Below are 18,577 nucleotides of genomic sequence, written 5' to 3'. Positions count from 1 at the left end.
CTCCCGTGAAGTGGCGGCGTCCATGGTTGCAGACCTGAAACTCCCACCGCTCGGGATTCCTCCGCGTGAACGCGGAGGAGGATGTCAATGTCGAGGTCCATCGGACGCTGATCGCGTATGCTCGTAATGAACCGGTCATTCAGATCGTGATCGGTGCCGCGATAATTGCAATTTCCCGTGAAATAATTAGTTTTCGCATTGACGAGTTCGAGACGGCTACTGATGCACTCACCGCTGCTGCCGGGTTCGGAATTCTGCTCATTGGACTCGTAATCGCGTACTTTGTCGTCCGGTACGTCGAAGACGCAGACTCGGGGTACGAGCAGTAAATCGAACCGACCCCCCGTGGGACAGCCACGCCCTGTATTCACGTCGACTGTTGAGACGTGTCTCTGGGACGGAATTTCAACAGAACGGGCCGTCGACAACCGAGACCCGGTCGCTTCGCAGACCGCTCAGATTTCACGATCTACTGAATTCACTGCGATCCAGCAACCGGGCCTTCTGGCACGCACTCCGACCAGACGACGGGACGCAACGCAAAAGTACCGTATCCCCATACGATTCGACGATGACGCTTTCGGACGAGGCCACGGAACGGCTGGCCGACGTGGTGGAACTACAGCCGACGAAAAACGCCGAGTTGCAGGACCGCTGGGGGATGGAAAGCGGCAGCGAGGTCCACCAGTACCTCGAGAACGAACTCGGCGACTACTACTTTCGCGACGACAACAGCCTGATCCGGGCGACCGCCGAGGCGGCCGACCTCGTCGACGTCGAGCCAGGGATCGAAACCGATCCCGACGAAGCGGGTGCCCCCTCGCGAATCCGCGTGCCGGAGCTCCAGGCGCGAGTCGTTGCGGTTCTTGCCGGTCCCGGCGAGGAGTCCGAAAGTGTCGTGTCGGTGCTTCACTCGTTGCGGGACGCGTACGAGTACGGGGACGACGAGCCCGACGCCGAAGACGTCCGGTCCGCACTCCAGCGGCTCCGTCGCAAGGACGTCGTCGAGGTCGAGTACCGCACCGTCCCCACGTTCCGGCTGGCGGTCGAGCGTGCGGACCTCGAGGTCGAGGTCTCCGACTGAGTCCTCATCCATTTATGTAGACTGCTCAACACCGCGTCGTATGTTCCCCGAAACACTCGAGACCGACTCGCTCGTCCTGGAGCAGTTCGGTCCCGATCACGTAGATGTCTACGAACTGTACCATCTCTTCGCGGAGACACGCGAGGACGTCGCGGACGCCTTCGAGTACGTTCCACAGGAACCGTACGCGACGGTGAAAGAGGCCCACGAGCAGTTGCTCGAAGCGGAGTCGACGTGGAACGACCGCGAGGCCGCACAGTACGCCGTCTACACGGCCGACGGGAAACTCGCGGGCTACACCGGGCTGTTCCTCGAGTGGGACCGACAGACGGGACGGATCGGCTTCATTCTCGGCAGACCTTACTGGGGGAACGGCTACGCGGGCGAGTGTGCGACGGCGCTGACCGAACTCGCGTTCGATCACCTCGACCTCGAGGTCGTCGCGATCGGCCACGAGGCGGGAAACGACCGCTCGAAACGGGCAATAAAGACGTTCGTCGGGGACGTCGGGGGACAGTACGAGGGGTGTCTACGAAACTGGACGCCGATCGGGGACGAAGTTGCGGACCATCACCGGTCTACCGTCACGCGGACGGCGTTTTTGGACGCGAGAGACGAGCAGAGATGAGCGTCACTCGCTCGACGGCTCGAGCCCCGGCCGCTGGCGTCGCCGTCGGTCCGAGAGCAACTGCTGGGACCGTTTGCCGGGACCCCCTTCGATCGGCCAGCCTTTCGTTCGCCACGCCGGTGGCTCGGGCACGTAGTCGGGACAGTCCCCGGAACACTCGCGGGCCGTGGGCTGGTAGCCTTTCGCGCCGCAGTACGGGAGCAACTGGCCGTCCCGTTCGCGAAGCAGGAAGTGACGACAGTCGGGCCGCATCGTCTCGACGAACGAGCGCCATCCGCGTTCGTACGCCCGTTCGGCGATCCCGAGGCGACGCTCGCGTTTCCACTCGGGATCGACGTACTCGAATCGTGCCGCCGAACCGTCGTGAGTATTGCCACCGGGACGCTCGAGGATACGCGTCCCAGGTTCTCCGATCGCCAGCGACCGTGGGTGCCAGGCGACCTCGGCCGACAGATCGTCGGGATCGAACGCGAGTACGCCCGCCTCGACGGGCAGGTCCTCGAGGAGGATCGGCTCCACCCGATCGCCGGTTCGGCGCGTAGCGACCCAGACCTCGTCGGCTAGCCCGAGCGCAACGTCGAACTCGAGTTGGGGGCGGAGCCGTCGGGCCGCCGACCGGTCGAGGTCGGGTTTGTTCTCGATGGCGACGATCCGCTCGCACCAGTCGGGATAAGGCCACTTCCGTCGGATCTGAATCCGGTTGCCGTCCTTGCGGGTCTCGAGGATGGCCCGGTCGTCGGCCCGGTGAATCGCCTCGCGGACGTAGCGCCACGGATAGCCCGGATGGGGAAGGGCCTCGCGGTAGTAGGTCCACTCCGCAGGCGCGTTCCGAACGACGTGACGGAGATCACTGTCGAGTCGCGTCGGTCCGAAGCGGGCGCGCTCGCCGAGCGCGTCGGGATCGCACTCGAGAACGATGGTGTCCCAGCGTCGCCGTTCGGTGCCCAGTTGTCGGGCGACGAGGGTGGCGGTGTTTTCGATTTCGTTTTCACTCTCGCCGTCTCCCTTACGGTCGTTCCCTCCGGAGCCGGGCGGCCACTCGCGCTCGACCCATTCGCAGGTTCGCAGTTCGAACCCGAACTCGGTGCTGTACGCGTCGGAGTCCACGGCGATCCCTTTCGGCCGACGAGTGAAAACGCTGCCCGATCCTGCCCGATCCTGCCCGGTCCAGTCTGATCCGATCGGAGCGGGGCTCGGCGGTGGCCCGCCCTTACCGTCCCGTTCGATCCGCTCGAATCGAGGTTTCTCGAGGTGTTGCCGACCGGGACGACTCGGAGTCGTTGCGAGAGTCGATCGAGACAGCCGCGACTCCGAGCAGTCTGGAGCAGCCGACAGCGGCGAGAAACGGGACGGCGGGGACGGCGACTACACCCACGACCGTCGCGAGCGCGGCGACCGCGGCGACGGGAACCAGAAGCGGGACGACCTGCAGAATCGCGACCGCGAAGGCGTACTCACGATGGAAGGCGAGCGTGACGACTGCCCGGCGGTCGAACGCTGCTCGGACGGAACCGGTTTCGGCGTACCGGACGATCGCAGCGGGCAGGGCGTAGTAGACCAGCAGCGTCGCCCCGACGACGAGCAGCGCGAACAGTGCGGCCAGGGCGGCCGCGAGCGCGCTGATCCCCCAGCGTGCCACCGCGTTGCCAGCGACCACCGGGGCCAGGGCCGCGAGCGCGTAGTAACCGACCGCACCGACGACGACGCCGACGGCTACCCCGGCCGCGAGCGGAGCGAGAACGTACGCCGACGCGATCGTAACGACACCGAGCCCCCGCCTCGAGAGGCCACGCCAGTCCGAAAGCGGCGCGAGTCGTGGCGGCTCGTCGCGACCGGCGAGCGTCGTCTCGAGGACGCGAACGCAGTAACCCCCGAGCAAGAGAGCGGGGAGAAACAGGATCGATCCGAGCACGAGCAGGGACCCACGGATCGTCCGCTCGAGCCACGGGCTGTAAACCGGGTAGCGGTGGACGGGCGGATCGCGATCCTCGAGCATGGACGGGTCGTCTCGAGTGTGCCATGCCGACGAATTCGCAAAAAGGTGTTCGCCGTCGAGGCGGGCGAGATGTGAAGACACAATCGGTAGGGTAGGGACTGCGAACCGACCGTGAGCCGTGTGCCGTGAGCCGCGTATCGCAGACCGGCGCGCGGTCGGTCCCACCGCGACGCCCCAGGGAGGGGGGAAGGGGCGAGGCTCGGGCGTCCGATCAGAGGTCGACTCCGTGTCAGTTACCGTCGAACGCAACGCCAACGCCGACGTCGATGTCGACGTTGACGGCTACTCCTCGTCTTCCTCACGCTCGTCGAGGAACTCGTGTGCCTGTTCGAGAATCTCGCGCGGACCGTCCTGCGTGACGGTGTTTACCGCCTGTTCGTAATCGCGCCACTGCAGGTCGCGATGTTCGTTCGAGAGTTCCGCACTGGCCTCGAACGACTTCGCGATAAAGAGGTGAACGGTCTTGTGGATCGTCTTGCCGTTTGCCTCGAAGACGTAGTCGTAGTCCTCACGAAAGCCGTCGATCAGTCGGAACTCCTCGATACCTGCCTCTTCCTTTACTTCGCGGATCGCCGTCTGTTGTAGCTCTTCATCTCCTTCGACACCGCCCTTGGGAAACTCCCAGTCGCCTGGGCGGCTCTTGAGTAGAAGATACTCGCGCCGGCCCCGCGTGTCGCGGAAGAGGATTGCGCCTGCGCTCGTAGCTTCGACTGCCATTAACTGGAGTACTAGGCGCGACGTTAAGAGAATATCGGACTGTTCGTTAAACGAACACCCTCGAGCGTCTCGGGGGTCCCGAATCGTCGGTCGAACGCCAAACGGGGTGCACTCGATCCCCACGGCCCCCGACGGCTCGCTGCCTTCCCGATTCAAATCCACTGCGTCTTCTCGCATGCTCGACCCGTCTCAGCAAGTTTTTACGCGCCGACCATCGATCATATCGTACCCGACCAGCTATGACCTTCGTTACTCGTCTCACGCTTCAGAGCGGCGACAGAGCCGCCCTCGAGGGGATCGTCGACGACATCAAATCGACCGCCGAACGAAAGGGGGCAGCGCTGAAAGGCCCCCACTCGAACCCGCCGATGGATATGTCCGTCCCTCAGCGCTGTCGCCTCCACGCCGACGACGAGCGCCACTTCTCTTCCTGGGAGTATACGGTCTTCACCCGCGAACTCGAAATCCACGGCCACGACGAGTTCGCGCGCGAAGTGGCGGTCCGCGATTTCCCGGATTCGATCCACGTCGAAGCCGAGATCGAACAGATCCACGGTGCCGGCCGCGGGAACTGATACGGTTCACTGCCGGTCGTTTTGTGGCTCGTACCGGGGAACGACGACCAGCGTACCACGAGGTTCCGCCTCCGATAGCACTTTTAAGCACCGCTACCCAGTACGGGCCATGACCGCAGACGACCTCGTCGAGCTGCGACGCGAGCTGCACCGTCGACCCGAACCCGCCTGGCGGGAGTTCTACACGACCGCACGCATCGTCGACGAACTCGAGTCCAGGTTCGGCGACGAGCTCGCCGAACTCCACGTCGGCCCCGAGGCGATCGACGTCGACAACCGCCTCGCAGTCCCCGACGATGCCGAGCTTACCCACGCCTTCGAGCGGGCGCGGGAGACCGGCGTCGACGAGGACGTTCTCGAGTCCCTCGAGGGAGGCTACACAGGTGCAGTCGCCGTCCTCGAGAAGGGAGAGGGGCCGACCGTCGGCCTGCGGGTCGACATCGACGGCCTACCCCGCGCGGAGAGCGACGACCCGGACCACGAGCCCGTAGCCGAGGGCTTTCGTTCGGAACACGAGGGTGCGATGCACGCCTGCGGCCACGACGCCCACGCGACGATCGGCGTCGGCGTCCTCGAGGAGATCGTCGACAGCGACTTCGAGGGAACGTTGAAGGTGTTCTTCCAGCCCGCAGAGGAGGTCATCGGCGGCGGTAAGTCGATGGCCAAAAGCGAACATATCGAAGACGTCGACTACCTGCTGGCAACCCATATCGGGCTCGATCACCCGACCGGGGAGGTCGTCACGGCCGTCGACGGTTTCCTCGCGGTCTCGCACCTCGAGGCGGAGTTTACGGGCGAACCGGCCCACGCCGGTGGCCATCCCGAACAGGGGCGCAACGCGGTTCAGGCGATGGCGACGGCCGTCCAGAACCTCTATGCCATTCCGCGCAACAGCGACGGCCCGACGCGGATCAACGCGGGGATCGTCGAGGGTGGTAGCGCCGCGAACGTCATCCCGGAGTCCGCCTCGATCGTCGCCGAGGTTCGTGGTGAGACGACCGAACTGATGGAGTACATGGTCGAGAACGCCGAGCGCGTCATCGAGTCCGCCGCCGAGATGCACGACTGTGAGGTCGAAGTCGAACTCGGCGCGCAGGCACCGAGCGCCACCAGCGACGGGGAACTCGCGACGCTGGTCGCCGACGCGGCCGCGGAGGTCCCGGGCGTCGAGACTATCCTCGAGCGTGACGAACTCGGCGGTAGCGAGGACGCGACTTTCCTGATGCGCGAAGTTCAACAGAACGGCGGGCTGGCGTGTTACGTCGGCGTCGGCACGGACCATCCGGGCGGCCACCACACCGCGACCTTCGATGTCGACGAGCCAAGTATCGGCCACGGCATCGAGACGCTCGCCGGTGCGATCGAGCAGATAGCCGACGAACGACCGTAACGAGTCCTCCTCGAAACCTTCTTGAACATTCTGTCAGTACGGATATCTGACAGTGTTGCCCGCTACACCTGCCTCCGTGCGACGACTTCCAGCACGACCGGTCTCGGTCGAGGTGGTCGGCCCGTGACTCAGTCGACACGGCTCCAGTTCGGGCTCTGGAGTCGGATGCTGGTCGCCGGTCTGATCGCGACGCTCGGGATCGCGACGCTGCTCGTTCTCGAGTTCGCGGTGATCGCTGTCGTCACGGTGTTGTTCCTGACGTTCGTTCCGTGGGTGATCACCATCTCTTTGCTCCTCGTCGTTCCCTGGCTCGTCGTCACGGCCGTCTACCGGCGGGTGATGCCACGGCCGCTCGTGGTCGGTCGTATCGACAACGACGCCACGGCCGAGGCGTTCGAACCGCTGGCACGCAGTATTACAGCCCCCGATACCCGTACGTGGCTTCGCTGGAGTGGCGTCGCATTCGGGCTGCTCGTCGCCTGGATCGTCGGGTTCGTTTTCGTCGAGACCAGTTCGCTGACGCCGTTTCAGGTCGTGGTTCCGATCGCTGTCGTCGCCGGAATCGTCGGGTCGCTCTTTCTCACCAGCCGCACTATCGCGGACGAACTGGGTGAAGGCGGCAGCGTCCAGCGACGACTCGAGGAGGAAGTCCGCGTCCTCGAAGCTACCGAACTCGACGCCGACGATACCGAGCGCCTCGAGGACCTGCAGGCCCGCGTCGATCGACTCGCGAACCAGGCGGGCGTTCCGGCCCCGACCGTTCGCCTCGGTCGCGACCGGACGCCGATCGCGGCTACTGTCGGCATCCGTCCGCAGACGTCGACGATCGTCGTCTCGCGTGGACTCTACGAGGAACTTTCGGACCGCGAACTCGAGGCCGTGTTGGCCCACGAACTCGCCCACGTACTCAACCGCGACGCGGCGATACTGACGTTCCTGTCGATTCCGCGAGTGAAGGCACACGCCATGCTCGAGACCGAACTGGAGGGACAGAAGAGCCCGTACCACCATCCGGTCGTCTCGATTCCAATATTCGTCGTCGCCGGCCTGAGTCGGTGGGCCTGCACGGTCGTCGCCAGGTACCGCGAGTACGTTGCGGATCGGGGTGCCGTCGCGATCACTGGCGACCCTGCGGCGCTGGCGAGTGCTCTCGAGACGCTGGATCACGATCTCGAGTTTCGTCCCTCGAGTGACCTCCGGGAGCATCGATCCACGGCGGCGTTCTCGATCGTCCCGCCGCCGTGGGAGGAACACCGGTTTTTCGACCGCACACGACGATTCGTCGCGCGCAGACTGTTCGGGACGCATCCGTCGACCGAGAAGCGGGTCGAACGGCTTCGTGCTCGCGTTTGATCTATCCGAGATTGTAATCCACCAGAAACGTGTGGCCAGGAGGGGCGGTCGCCGCAATTCGCGGCGGCCGTCGCGACTCGGGGGAGGGCAGGCGGTCACCCGATACAGACCGCGAGCGAAAGCGCGACGCGACGCGGAAAGACGAACGGCCGAAGGCCCTGAGTCGGGGAGCGAGCGGGCCGACGACTGATTTTGATCGAAATTTCACCGAGAGACGTTGCGAGCGAGACGAAACCATCTCGCTCGCAACAGACCGCAGAGTAAAATTTCGTCTTTAGTACTTCGGATCGGCTCCCGTCGTCTCATAGACTGCTTCCAGTAACTCGTCGCGGCGCTGTTGCCAGGCCGCGAGGTCGTCGGGACTCGAGGGGTACGCCTCGTAGTGCTCGAGCAGGTCGTCGGCCCGCCGTTTCGTCCGATAGAGGGTCCAGATGGTTCCCCAGTGGCCGCGGCTCTTGAGCAGGGCCTCGAGCTTGAGCTTCAGGCCGATGTCCGTACTCCCCGAGTAGAGGGCTTCGGCGAGTTTGTCGCCGGGCATCGCGGCGAGCAGGCTCATCAGGTCGTCGACATCGACCGCGGTCGAGAGGATGTTGTAGACGTCCAGCGTGGCGTACCGGGCACCGAAGTGGTCCATCACCAGTTCGTTGTACTCCCAGAAGGTCTCCTCGCTGAAGTCGCCTGTCTCGAGGGCCTCGATCGCCTGTTCGGCGGCGTACTTGCCGGCGTAGGCTGCGCCGGCGATCCCGCCGCCCGTAGTGGGGTTGACGTGACCCGCCGCGTCGCCGACGGCCATATAGCCCGGATGGACCGCCGAATCGTACGGCCGGCGCGTGGGTAAGGCAGCACCGAGCTTGTCCGCGACGTCGGCCCCGTCGAACTCCGTACGGTTCTCGAGGTCACGCTTGAGGTCGTCGACGAGTTGCATCGGCTCTTCGGTCATCTGGAAGCCGAGCCCGGCGTTGATCTCGGTCTCGGTTCGCGGGAAGTACCAGAGATAGCCCGCTGCGCGCTCGGTCGGCTTGAAGACGAGGGCGTCGGACCACTCGACCGGCTCCTCGACGTGGACGATTTCGCGGTAGGCCGAACAGAAGTGGCTGTAGTCGACGTTGGTGTCGAACGTCGATTCCGAAAAGTCGACCTCGTCTTGCAGGACGGAGAGTGCGCCGGCCGCGTCGATGACGACATCGGCCTCGTAGCTGACCGGGTCGCCGGCTCGCATCCCCTCGACGCCGGTGACGCGACCGGACTCGGCTTCCTGGGTGACGGTCTGGACGACGGTGTCGTAGTGAATCTCCGCACCTGCGTTTTCGGCCCCCTCGATGATCCGCTTGCCGTACTCCCAGCGGTCGATAACGGCGAGCTCCCCGGGCACCGGAATCTCGAGGACGGTGTCCTCCTGTGGAATCTCGAACCGGCCGTGGTCGACCTCGGTGTTGGTGATCGCGGGCTCGAGTTGGGACCTCGGAATCGCATCGGGGAAGTCACTCGCCCCCTTCAAGGCGTCGCCACAGGCGATGTGGCCCGCCTCGTCCTCGTTTTTGCGCTCGAGGACGACGACGTCGTACCCCTCCCGAGCGACGGTCGCTGCGGCGTAACAGCCTGCCGTGCCGGCCCCGACGACGACGACATCGGGCGTATAGGTCCGCGGTGCTGCGCCGGCGGCAGACTCGTCCTGCGTACTCATATCAAGGGCGTTGATATCCCGGGAAGAAAACGTTTTATAGTCGTTGTGTCGGCGCTGTTCCGTCGTAATCGTCTCCGTCCTCGTCCCCGGTTCCGGTCTCCGTGCCCCGTCGGCCGTCGGAACGTCCGGACGGGGACTCGGGACGCTACCCGTTTAGAACGGGTAGTGGATCGCCTGCGAGGCGACGATGATCCAGGTGAGCAGCAGGCTGTTGAGAAGGGCTCCCGCCCAAACCCGGCCGGTCCGGTGGAAACAGTACGTCGACACCGCCGCGACGATCGGCAGCAGGCCGACGAACTGGAACGCGATAATCGTCTGCAACGCGGTCATCGGTAGCGCAAGCGCACCCGTCGCGAACAGGACGCCGTACTGGACCGCAAGCAGGAGGACGAACCCGCCCGTCAGTACGACCGCGTTCGTGGCTATCGCCCGCCGGAGCGAATCGGTCGTCTCACGCGTTCGCAGGCGGCCGTGGAGCAACACCTCGAGTGCGAGGAAGAACACGAACAACGCGGGCAGGTACGTGAGGAAGATGCGGACGTGAAGGTCGGACATGAGCTTCACGCCGAGTACCCAGGCCCGGAAGTCGGTCATGAACGCGGCGTCGACGATCCACAGCAGGACGTAGAGGCCGCCGACGGCACCGACGGCGACCGCGAGCGAGCGGCCGATCGTCCCGAGGCCGTCGCCGACGTCGAGGCCGTAGCGCTCGTCGGTCAGCGACCGCCCGCTGTTGCGGTGCCACAGCCCCAGTAGGGCTGCGATCACGACGACGTTCGCGAGCGCCCAGAGGACGATGCCGTTCGTCTCACCCTGGGGCGTCACCGCAGTCACCGGCATCGACTCGCTCCCCAGCAGCATCGTCGGGTAGTAAAGCAGTACCGGCACGATGGCGGTGAGCACGGCTGCGACGTACCAGCCCCGGTCCCGTTCGGCGACCGGCTCCGGCAGTGCCCGGCTCGCCCCCTCGAGCGGACCGGCACGCGAGAGCGCGCCGACCGCAGGGAACAGGAAGAGCACACCGCCGAGCAACGCGAGTGCCGTGCCGAGTTCCTTCCAGTACCAGAGCTGTCCCTCGGTGTCCTCGTTGCCCTCGAGCGTCTCGAGGGTCCAGTCGACGGTCTCTCCGACTGCCGTCGGCGAGTGGTGTGCGCCCGGATGCGTGGTGGCCGGCATCGAGAGGTATCGCGCCGTTCCGTCCTCGATGTCGCCGTAGACCTGGCCTTCTTCGACGGGTTCGTCGGTGCCAAAGACCGACTGGAGCTTCTCGCTTTCCGGTGTCGCCGGCGCGGTCTCGGTCTCCCACATCAGCCAGTGGAACTCGTCGTACTCGGTGAAGACGACGCCGAGGTTCCGCGGGAAGGTCTCGTCGCCCTCGGGTGCGCCGGCGCTGCCGGTCGCGGAGCCGACGAGGACGACGGATTCGTACCTATCCGGATGTTCCGCGGCAGCGGCGACTGACGCCCATCCGCCCATCGAGTGACCCTCGAGGCCGATGTTGTCCTCGTCGACCAGGTCGTGGTCGGCGAGGTACTCGAGCGCCGGTGGGCCACCCCAGCCGTGGGCGTGGGCCGGTGGGTCGGAGTAGCCGTGGCCCGGCTGGTCGATCGCTAGCACGACGTGGCCCGCCCGAGCGTACTCGATCGCGAAGCTCGATTGGGTCTCCTTGGAGTTGATGTAGCCGTGAACGGCGAGGACCCCCGGTGCCGGATCGTCCGCAGTTACCCCATCAGGCACGTAGAGGTAGCCATCGATCGTTCCCCCGTCCGCGGTTTCGACGTCGACCTGTTGTACGTCGACGTCGCCGCCGGCCGTCTGCCCCCAGTACGCTAACGCACTACCCCCGAACACGAGCAGGAGCGCGACGACAACGACGACCGCGATTTGTTTTCTACTGGTATCCATCCCGTTGGAGGTTATTAACAATTGTAATTAAAGTATATGGAACCGGAACAACGTAGCCCAAAGTTTACTAGCGATCGGCAATCAAGAGTAAACAATACCATCAGTTCGTCGGTCACTGTTTCGTCGTTCTCGCAACAACAGATTCGTAATAAAGAATTTTAGTGGGGTCGACCGTAGCGACGGCCATGGCGGAGTATACTATCGAATTCGTCGGGACGGGCGAGACGATTACCTGCTCGGACAAGGAGACGATCCTCAATCGCTGTCTCGAGGAGGGTATCGCCCAGGAATACTCCTGTCGCGTCGGGATGTGTCTGGCCTGTTCGGCGGAGATCGTCGAAGGCGAGGTTACCCAGCCCGCAGCCCGCGGTTTGACCGAAGCGGAGGCCGAGAACTACGCACTGACCTGTATGGCTCGTCCCCAGTCGGACCTGAAACTCGAGCGTGGCAAGTACCCGCCGAGCATCGAGAGCGAGATCGACGCGGAAGTTGCAGACGGGGCGACGGCGGCCGACGACTGAGGCGGTTTACTGTAGTCAATTACCGCCGATCGCCGGACGGGACCGGTGATCGACGGTAAATAGTTACAGCAATCCGTATGAGGCGGCTAAATGTAACGGCCACCGATGCAACCGCTCGAGGTGGCGGTTGCGCCGGTAACGACTCTCAGCAGCTACGAGAGCCGTCGATCCCACGGCTCGTTTGGTCTCTCGACCGCTATCGTCTCTCTGACTGCTGTCGCGATCCGTTCGGCGAGGGGTTGTGTCTTTTCGGCACACGACCGCGACACCGCGTTATCTCCGGCCAGCTACTGTTTGTACATGACACGTCGTTCGCGGCGAAGCGTCCTCGCGTCGGGAACACTCGCGGCGATCGGTCTCACCGGCTGTCTCGGCGACTCCGGACCGAACGCCGATTCTTCGTCCAGTAGCTACGACGAGGGGGGTGGTGCGAACGGAGTCACTCCCGAGGAGATGGCAGCTACGCCTGACGAGAGTGCAGTCGAAACGTCTCCCGTGCCGACGGCCAAGAGCCAGTTGCCCGTCGAGTACGCACTCGAGTCGCTTCGGGAGGCGACCGTCGAGAACGTCGTCCCTCGTGACGGGATTCCGTCGGTCGACGAGCCGATATTCGAGCCGGTTGCAGACGTCGGGGAAGGGGCCGAGCCCCGACCCGACGACCCCGTTTTCGGTGTCGTCAGGAACGGCGAGGCCAAAGCCTACCCGCGATCGATTCTCGTCCACCACGAGATCGTCAACGACGAGATCGGCGGCGAGCCGATCGCGGTCACATACTGCCCGCTGACCGGCACCGCGATGGGATTCGAGCGCGGTGACGTCGAGTTCGGCGTCTCCGGTCACCTGCTCAACAGCAACCTCGTCATGTACGACCGTGCGGAGGAGAGCTACTGGCCACAGATGCTTGCCACGGCGATAGAAGGCCCGCTCGAGGCGGCGTCGCTTCGCGAGGTTCCCGTCTACTGGACGACCTGGGAAACCTGGGTCGAGGCTCACCCGGATTCGGTCGTGGTGGTCCGTGACCGTGATTACGTTCGGGACTACGAAAACGACCCATACAGGTCGTACAACCCACCGAGCGGCTACTACGCCGAAGACAGCGACGTGCTGTTCGAGCCGCTGACGGCCGACGATCGCCACCCGCCGAAGCAACCCTTCCGCTGCAGTCGGCCCGACGACCGCCCGCTGGCGATCTCGCTCGAGGGACTGCGGGAGCACGGCGTCTACGGGATCTCCGGCGACGATCGCGAGGACGATTACCTCGCAGCCTACGATGCGACGCTCGACGTCGGCCACCTCTACCGGGTCGACGACGCGTCGGGGTACGAGTTCGACGCCGACGCGAGTGCGGTGACCGGGCCCGACGGCGAGCGGCACGATCCCGCCGATCTCCCGCTCGAGTCGCTGTCGGCCTACGATGCGATGTGGTTCGCTTGGGCGGGATTCTACCCCTCGACGAGCGTCCATGAGTGAGTTTCGCTCGCGGGCGGCCGCTACCGTCGCCGCCTGCCGGTTCGCGCTCGCACGCCGCGACGCTCGTACCCTCGCGGCCGTCGTCGGAATCGGCTACCTCCTGGCGTACCTGTGGGTCACCGATCTGCTGACGATCCGGGCGGACGCCGGCACCGGCTGGCTACTCGTCGACGAGCCGCTGGCCCGCGCCCTCGAGCGTCGGGGCCCGATATCGTTCGAGCCGGTCGCCCTCCTCGAGTTCGGCTACGGGACGTTCCTGCTCTCCCCGATCGACGCGGCGATCGGCGTGGCGCTGTCGGCGTTAGTCGGACTCAATCTCGCGCTCGCGACCCTCGCGGTGGTCCGGCCAGCGGCTTGTGGGATCGACGCCGGACGAGGGGGAGACGATGCGGGACGCGGAGCCGCCACCGGAGTCGCGGCCGCCGTTCCCGCGTTACTCTCCGGAACTGTCTGCTGTGCACCCGCGATCGCGCTGGCGCTGGGCGTTCAGGTCAGCGGTGCGTTGCTGGCGACGCTGCCGTGGCTGTTGCCGGTCGGCGTAGTCCTGCTGGTCGGTACTCTCAGTTACGTCGCAGGGAAAATCGACGTCGATGCGGGAAACGAAGACGGAAACACAACTGCGGGAGCGATGGGACTCGAGGGTCATCGGTGACGCCACGCGTCGGACCGATCGGGCGCGACGGCGTCGACGCCGCCGCGAAGGGGATCAGTCGACGAAGTCGATGTCGTCGCCGCCGGCACCGCCAGCGCCGCCGGCACCACCCATCTCGGGCTGGACCGACTCGCCGTCGGGCTGACCGTAGATCTGGGGCGACTGGACCCCGGTGACGACGATCATCGTACGCATGCTGCCCTCGAGGTTCTCGTCGATCGAGGTCCCCCAGATGATGCGGGCGTCGGGGTCGATCCGGTCGTATATCTCCTCGACGACACCTTCGGCCTCCTCGATGGCCATGTCGTTGCCACCGGTGACGTTGACCAGCGCGGAGCTGGCCCCGGAGATGTCGACGTCGAGCAGTGGCGAGCGAAGCGCGGTCTTGACCGAGTCTTCGGCCTTGGCCTCCGAGTCCGCTTCGCCCAGTCCGATCATCGCGACGCCGCCCCGTTCCATGACGGTGCGAACGTCGGCGAAGTCGAGGTTGACGAGGCCGGGCTTGGTGATCAGTTCCGTGATGCCCTTGACCGAGCGCATCAGCACCTCGTCAGAGACCTTGAACGCCTGGCGGACGGGAAGTTTGCCGACGGAGTCGAGCAGGCGGTCGTTGGGCACGACGATGACGGTGTCGGAGACGTCACGCAGCCGCTCGAGACCGGCCTCGGCGTTGGTCCGCCGGACCTCACCTTCGGCGGTAAACGGCGTCGTGACGATCGCGATCGTCAGCGCGCCGGCTTCGCGGGCCGCTTTCGCGACGACGGGCGCGGAGCCGGTCCCGGTGCCGCCGCCGAGCCCGGCGGTGACGAAAACCATATCCGAGCCGTCGATGGCCTCGTAGATGTCGCCCTGGCTCTCGAGGGCAGCCTCTTCACCGACCTGCGGGAGCGAGCCGGCACCACGACCGCCGGTTTTCTCCTCGCCCATCAGGATCTTGGTGTCGGCTTCGATCTCCACGAGGTGCTGGACGTCCGTGTTGGCGGCGACGAGTTTCGCACCGTGGATGCCCTCCTCGTGCATCCGGTTGATGGTGTTGCCGCCGGCACCGCCACAGCCGACGACGGTGATGTCGGTCTGGAGGTCCTTGAGAACGTCCTGCAGTTCGTCGTCGGTCATCGTTCCGGTCTCCCGGCCGGTGTCCTCGGCCGACGCGTCGCCCTCTTGGGGTGCGTCGGTGGGGGGATCGGTCCGTTCGGCCTCCCCCTCTTCGGCCTCGTCGATGGCGTCGTCGATGAGTGAGTCCATTCTTGGGCCCTTCTAAACGATGGAGCATAATTACCTTTCCCCTACACGTCGGACAAGCGTCAGACAATTTACGGCCAGATTATCTATCAGTTATAGAGAGTTGTGAGTCGTACTTCAGGACGGGATAATACGACCTTACTGGTGGATTCAGTATCTATTTGATCGAGAAACGATCCGTTCGCCGGCTCCGAACGCTCTCGGGAGTGACACGTTCGCCGTCGACCGTGACAGCCTCTCCGTCGGCCAACGTGCCGAACTTCGGTCCCTCCGGGACGCCGGCCTCGCTCGCCAGCGCGGGATCGAACGCGGTTCGCTCGGCGACGACCGCCTCGTCGGTCACCGTGACGGCGTCGTACTTCCCCTCGAGGACGCCGGCCAGTTCCTCGACGATCGTCCCTCGAGGGTCACGGTCGGTCGCGTCGGTCGTCGCCGGGATGGCTGCCCGCGACCCCACGCGGCTCCCGCCGTTTTCGGTCTCGAAGGCGACCGCGTTGGCAGCGACGACCTCGCGTACTCGGTCTGGATCGACCCCCTCGGCGGCGTCGACGAGAGCAGTCGGGAGATCGACTGCCTCGACGGTCTCGGCCGACAGCTCCCCGAACCGGACCCCGTCGTCGAGCCGACCCAGGCAGGACTCGACGACCTCGGCGAGCGCGAGCGGACGATCGCCGACCTCGCGCAGCCAGGTCTCGCTGACGAGCCGATAACCGAGATCGTCGATCGCGTCCTCGAGGACGGGCCACTCGCCGTCGACCAGCGCGAGGTCGNACCTCGCGCAGCCAGGTCTCGCTGACGAGCCGATAACCGAGATCGTCGATCGCGTCCTCGAGGACGGGCCACTCGCCGTCGACCAGCGCGAGGTCGGCGTCGCTGGCCTCGAAGGCAGCCGCGAGCGCGTCGCGGTTGGCATCGGCGTCGGGGTGTCCCATCGCCTCGAGAGCCCACTCGGAGGCGACGTGACCGACCGCCCACGGCGTCTCGCGGACGATCCGCTCGAACCGGGGAGCGTAGTGGTTCCCGCCGAAGCCGACGACGGTTCGCTCGCGGTGGGGCGAGACGTCGCACAATGCGAGGATCGCGCGGGCGACGGCACCGGCACCGTCGGGATCGTCCCACTGTTCGTCGTCGCTGCCCAGTTCCGCGAACAGCGAGGGACAGCCCACGTCCGTCGGTCCGTGGTGGGTACACTCCATTCCAACGTCGTACCCCTCCGGTGCGTGTTCGTCGAACGCCGCGAGCAGTTCGGCGAGTGCCGCGGGTGCGGCGTCGGCGAGGGCGTTGTCCTGGCCGCCGAACTCCGCTGGGCCGAAGTTCCCGGTGAAGTGGCCGGTCAGCAACGGCCCGGTGTCCCCGGAGTGACGCGAGGCGAAGACCAGCAGCTCCGGGTCACAGTCGAAAGCCTCGACCGGCCGCTCGAGCTCGAGGTGAACGTCCTCGAACGTCCGGAGTTCCAGCCCGTCGGCTCGGTAGTAGGTGCCGCCGCCGTCGGCGTCGGGTCTGCTCCCGTCGTCGTGGACCTCCCAGTCGACGATCTCCCTGAGGTGGTCGCAGATGTGGACCGACGCGCGGTCGGCGCGGCTCTCGACGATCGCCAGCTCGCTCATACTCGTCGTCGGGGGCCGGTGCCCGTTAAGTCGCCCGTTTCCGGTTTTCCGTGTTCTGTTGCCAGCCCATCCGGCCCGGGATCGCCACGGGTGTCTCCTCTATTTCGGGCCGGCGTCGACTCTCGATGGTCGCTGCCGCTTACGGAACGAGCAGGTAGATGAACGCGCCGTAGCCGAGCACCAGCACGGCCCCGTCGAGTCGCGAGAGTCGCCGTCCGTACCACATCATCGCCACGAGGACGAGCGTGAACACGACGAGCGCGGGGAGTTCGAATCGGAGCGTGCTCGGGGCGATTTCGATCGGCGTGATCAGGGCGACGATCCCCAGCACCGCGAGGATGTTGTAGATGTTCGAGCCGACGACGTTCCCGATCGCGAACCCCGTCTCGTCGCGGACGGCACCGATGACCGATGCAGCCAGTTCCGGTAACGAGGTCCCGAGCGCGAGAACCGTCAGACCGATGAACAGGTCCGAGAATCCAAGCGCCGATAGCAGTCCCGTCCCCCCGGAGACGAGCCAGCGGGAGCCGACGACGAGCGCGATCAGACCGCCGATGACGAGTGCGACGTCTTTGACCACGATCCCCTGGCCCGCGTCGGGATCGTCGACCTCGGGTGCTGGGTCGACGTTCGCCCAATGAATCAGGTAGCCGGTAAACGCTGTCAACACCAGCAGAAAGATCGCACCCTCGAGACGACCGATACGGCCGTTCGCGCCGACAGCGAGCAGGAGAAACGCGGCCAGCACCATGAACGGAACGTGCCGACGCATAACCGCCTCGTCGACCGAGAGCGGCCTGATGAGCGCCGCGACACCCAACACGAGCCCGATGTTCGCGACGTTCGATCCCAGAATCGCCCCGAGACCCACGTCGGTCGAAACCTCGAGCGCGCCGATCGTCGAGACGAACAACTCGGGGGCGGTTGTCGCGAACGCGATGACCGTGACGCCGACGGTCGCCGCCCGGAGCCCGATTCCGAGCGCGAGCTGCCCGGCTCCTGCCACGAGCAGCTCCGCGCCGGCGTAGAGGGCGACGACGCCGGCGAGCAAGAGTAGGACGAAAAGCCAGACGTCGGAGAGCATAGCGGACGTTCTCGAGAGCGCGTCAAAAACGGTCCGGAACGTCGTCCCGGTGGCTGATACTGCGGACAACACACTGCACACCCGATCGCGTCGAGACGCCGTCGCGGAACCGACGGGCACCGAGACGCGATCGGGTGTGTCCTGACTGTTGGCCAGTAGTGTAAGTCGACGATGGGGAGACGTACAGGGCGAGAGTGGAGGGGGAGGAACAGAGACGGAGACGAAGACGAAGACGAACGACCCCTCGAATCAGATCAAATCGACGACCGCCTCGAGAACGCGGGCGTCGACGAAGAGGACGACGTGATCCCCCGGCTCGATCACGGTTTCACCCCGCGGTGTGATGTGTTCGCCCTGACGGGAGATCGCGCCGACGACCACGCCGTCGGGGAAGGTTCCGGTCGCCTCGACGATCTCCCGGCCGGCAAGCGGGCTGTCGGCGTTTACCTCGATCTCGATAACCTCGGCACGGTCGTGCTCGAGCATGGCGACCTTCTCGGTGTGGTTAGCCCGGGTGAAACGGACGATCTCTTCGGCGGTTTCCTCCCGGGGGTTGATCGCCACGTCGACGCCGACGGTTTCGAACAGCTCCGCGTACTCGAGGTTCTCGATGACTGCGACGGTACGGTCGACGCCGATCCGCTTGGAGAGCAGTGAGACGAGCAGGTT

At 65.4% G+C, this 18,577-nt stretch carries 17 protein-coding genes and 1 pseudogene; 9 read left to right on the top strand and 9 right to left on the bottom strand.

The window, feature by feature from the left end:
* The first annotated feature begins 65 nt into the window (after positions 1-65).
* The 3 genes from C446_RS09560 (at position 66) to C446_RS09550 (ending at position 1,712) form a co-directional block, all read left to right on the top strand.
* Positions 66-329, top strand: coding sequence for a phosphate-starvation-inducible PsiE family protein (locus C446_RS09560; protein ID WP_006672884.1), 264 nt, complete (start codon positions 66-68; stop codon positions 327-329).
* Between the two features lie 242 nt (positions 330-571).
* A complete protein-coding gene (locus C446_RS09555; RefSeq protein WP_006672883.1) occupies positions 572-1,084 on the top strand; it encodes a DUF5797 family protein in 513 nt (170 codons plus the stop codon).
* 40 nt (positions 1,085-1,124) lie between these two features.
* Positions 1,125-1,712, top strand: coding sequence for a GNAT family N-acetyltransferase (locus C446_RS09550; protein ID WP_006672882.1), 588 nt, complete (start codon positions 1,125-1,127; stop codon positions 1,710-1,712).
* 3 nt (positions 1,713-1,715) lie between these two features.
* On the opposite strand, the gene C446_RS09545 is transcribed toward C446_RS09550, so the two are convergent.
* The 3 genes from C446_RS09545 to C446_RS09535 form a co-directional block, all read right to left on the bottom strand.
* The gene (locus C446_RS09545; RefSeq protein ID WP_006672881.1) at positions 1,716-2,819 is read right to left on the bottom strand and encodes a DUF5787 family protein; all 1,104 of its coding nucleotides are present in this window, start codon (positions 2,817-2,819) and stop codon (positions 1,716-1,718) included.
* Between the two features lie 103 nt (positions 2,820-2,922).
* On the bottom strand, positions 2,923-3,708 hold the full coding sequence (locus tag C446_RS09540) for a DUF4013 domain-containing protein (RefSeq protein WP_006672880.1): 786 nt from the start codon (positions 3,706-3,708) through the stop codon (positions 2,923-2,925).
* 282 nt (positions 3,709-3,990) lie between these two features.
* Positions 3,991-4,425 (bottom strand): bis(5'-nucleosyl)-tetraphosphatase, encoded by a 435-nt coding sequence (locus C446_RS09535; RefSeq protein WP_006672879.1) that lies wholly within the window; start codon positions 4,423-4,425, stop codon positions 3,991-3,993.
* A 239-nt stretch (positions 4,426-4,664) separates the two neighbouring features.
* On the opposite strand from C446_RS09535, the gene C446_RS09530 reads away from it, so the two are divergent.
* The 3 genes from C446_RS09530 (at position 4,665) to C446_RS09520 (ending at position 7,743) form a co-directional block, all read left to right on the top strand.
* The gene (locus C446_RS09530; protein ID WP_006672878.1) at positions 4,665-5,000 is read left to right on the top strand and encodes an uS10/mL48 family ribosomal protein; all 336 of its coding nucleotides are present in this window, start codon (positions 4,665-4,667) and stop codon (positions 4,998-5,000) included.
* 109 nt (positions 5,001-5,109) lie between these two features.
* Entirely contained in the window at positions 5,110-6,390 is a 1,281-nt protein-coding gene (locus C446_RS09525; RefSeq protein WP_006672877.1) for an amidohydrolase, read from the top strand.
* Between the two features lie 123 nt (positions 6,391-6,513).
* Entirely contained in the window at positions 6,514-7,743 is a 1,230-nt protein-coding gene (locus C446_RS09520; protein WP_006672876.1) for a M48 family metallopeptidase, read from the top strand.
* A 274-nt stretch (positions 7,744-8,017) separates the two neighbouring features.
* Here the strand turns inward: C446_RS09520 and C446_RS09515 are convergent, their stop codons facing one another.
* Both C446_RS09515 and C446_RS09510 read right to left on the bottom strand, forming a co-directional pair.
* Positions 8,018-9,427: a geranylgeranyl reductase family protein gene (locus tag C446_RS09515; protein ID WP_006672875.1), complete on the bottom strand. Its 1,410-nt coding sequence runs from the start codon at positions 9,425-9,427 to the stop codon at positions 8,018-8,020.
* A gap of 153 nt (positions 9,428-9,580) precedes the next feature.
* Positions 9,581-11,332: an alpha/beta hydrolase family protein gene (locus C446_RS09510; RefSeq protein ID WP_006672874.1), complete on the bottom strand. Its 1,752-nt coding sequence runs from the start codon at positions 11,330-11,332 to the stop codon at positions 9,581-9,583.
* 185 nt (positions 11,333-11,517) lie between these two features.
* On the opposite strand from C446_RS09510, the gene C446_RS09505 reads away from it, so the two are divergent.
* The 3 genes from C446_RS09505 (at position 11,518) to C446_RS09495 (ending at position 13,975) form a co-directional block, all read left to right on the top strand.
* Positions 11,518-11,853 carry a 2Fe-2S iron-sulfur cluster-binding protein gene (locus C446_RS09505; protein ID WP_006672873.1) on the top strand — a complete coding sequence of 112 codons (336 nt, stop codon included), beginning with the start codon at positions 11,518-11,520 and terminating at the stop codon, positions 11,851-11,853.
* A gap of 300 nt (positions 11,854-12,153) precedes the next feature.
* Positions 12,154-13,323 carry a DUF3179 domain-containing protein gene (locus C446_RS09500; protein WP_049920135.1) on the top strand — a complete coding sequence of 390 codons (1,170 nt, stop codon included), beginning with the start codon at positions 12,154-12,156 and terminating at the stop codon, positions 13,321-13,323.
* Entirely contained in the window at positions 13,316-13,975 is a 660-nt protein-coding gene (locus tag C446_RS09495) for a hypothetical protein (protein ID WP_006672871.1), read from the top strand. Before C446_RS09500 ends, C446_RS09495 begins: the two co-directional genes overlap by 8 nt.
* Positions 13,976-14,029: 54 nt before the next feature.
* Here the strand turns inward: C446_RS09495 and ftsZ are convergent, their stop codons facing one another.
* The 4 genes and pseudogenes from ftsZ to C446_RS09475 form a co-directional block, all read right to left on the bottom strand.
* Complete coding sequence (ftsZ, locus tag C446_RS09490) at positions 14,030-15,220, bottom strand: cell division protein FtsZ (protein WP_006672870.1); 1,191 nt, start codon at positions 15,218-15,220, stop codon at positions 14,030-14,032.
* Between the two features lie 154 nt (positions 15,221-15,374).
* Positions 15,375-16,824: pseudogene (locus C446_RS09485) on the bottom strand (D-aminoacyl-tRNA deacylase).
* Positions 16,825-16,963: 139 nt separating this feature from the next.
* Positions 16,964-17,908: a calcium/sodium antiporter gene (locus C446_RS09480; RefSeq protein WP_006672869.1), complete on the bottom strand. Its 945-nt coding sequence runs from the start codon at positions 17,906-17,908 to the stop codon at positions 16,964-16,966.
* A gap of 249 nt (positions 17,909-18,157) precedes the next feature.
* Positions 18,158-18,577 (bottom strand): TrkA C-terminal domain-containing protein (locus C446_RS09475; RefSeq protein ID WP_006672868.1); only part of this gene is annotated, 420 nt, incomplete at its 5' end.

The sequence above is a fragment of the Halobiforma nitratireducens JCM 10879 genome (genome assembly GCF_000337895.1).
GTDB lineage: Archaea > Halobacteriota > Halobacteria > Halobacteriales > Natrialbaceae > Natronobacterium > Natronobacterium nitratireducens.
Note: the sequence above shows the minus strand (reverse complement) of the source record. Positions and strands in the feature narration are given on the sequence as shown.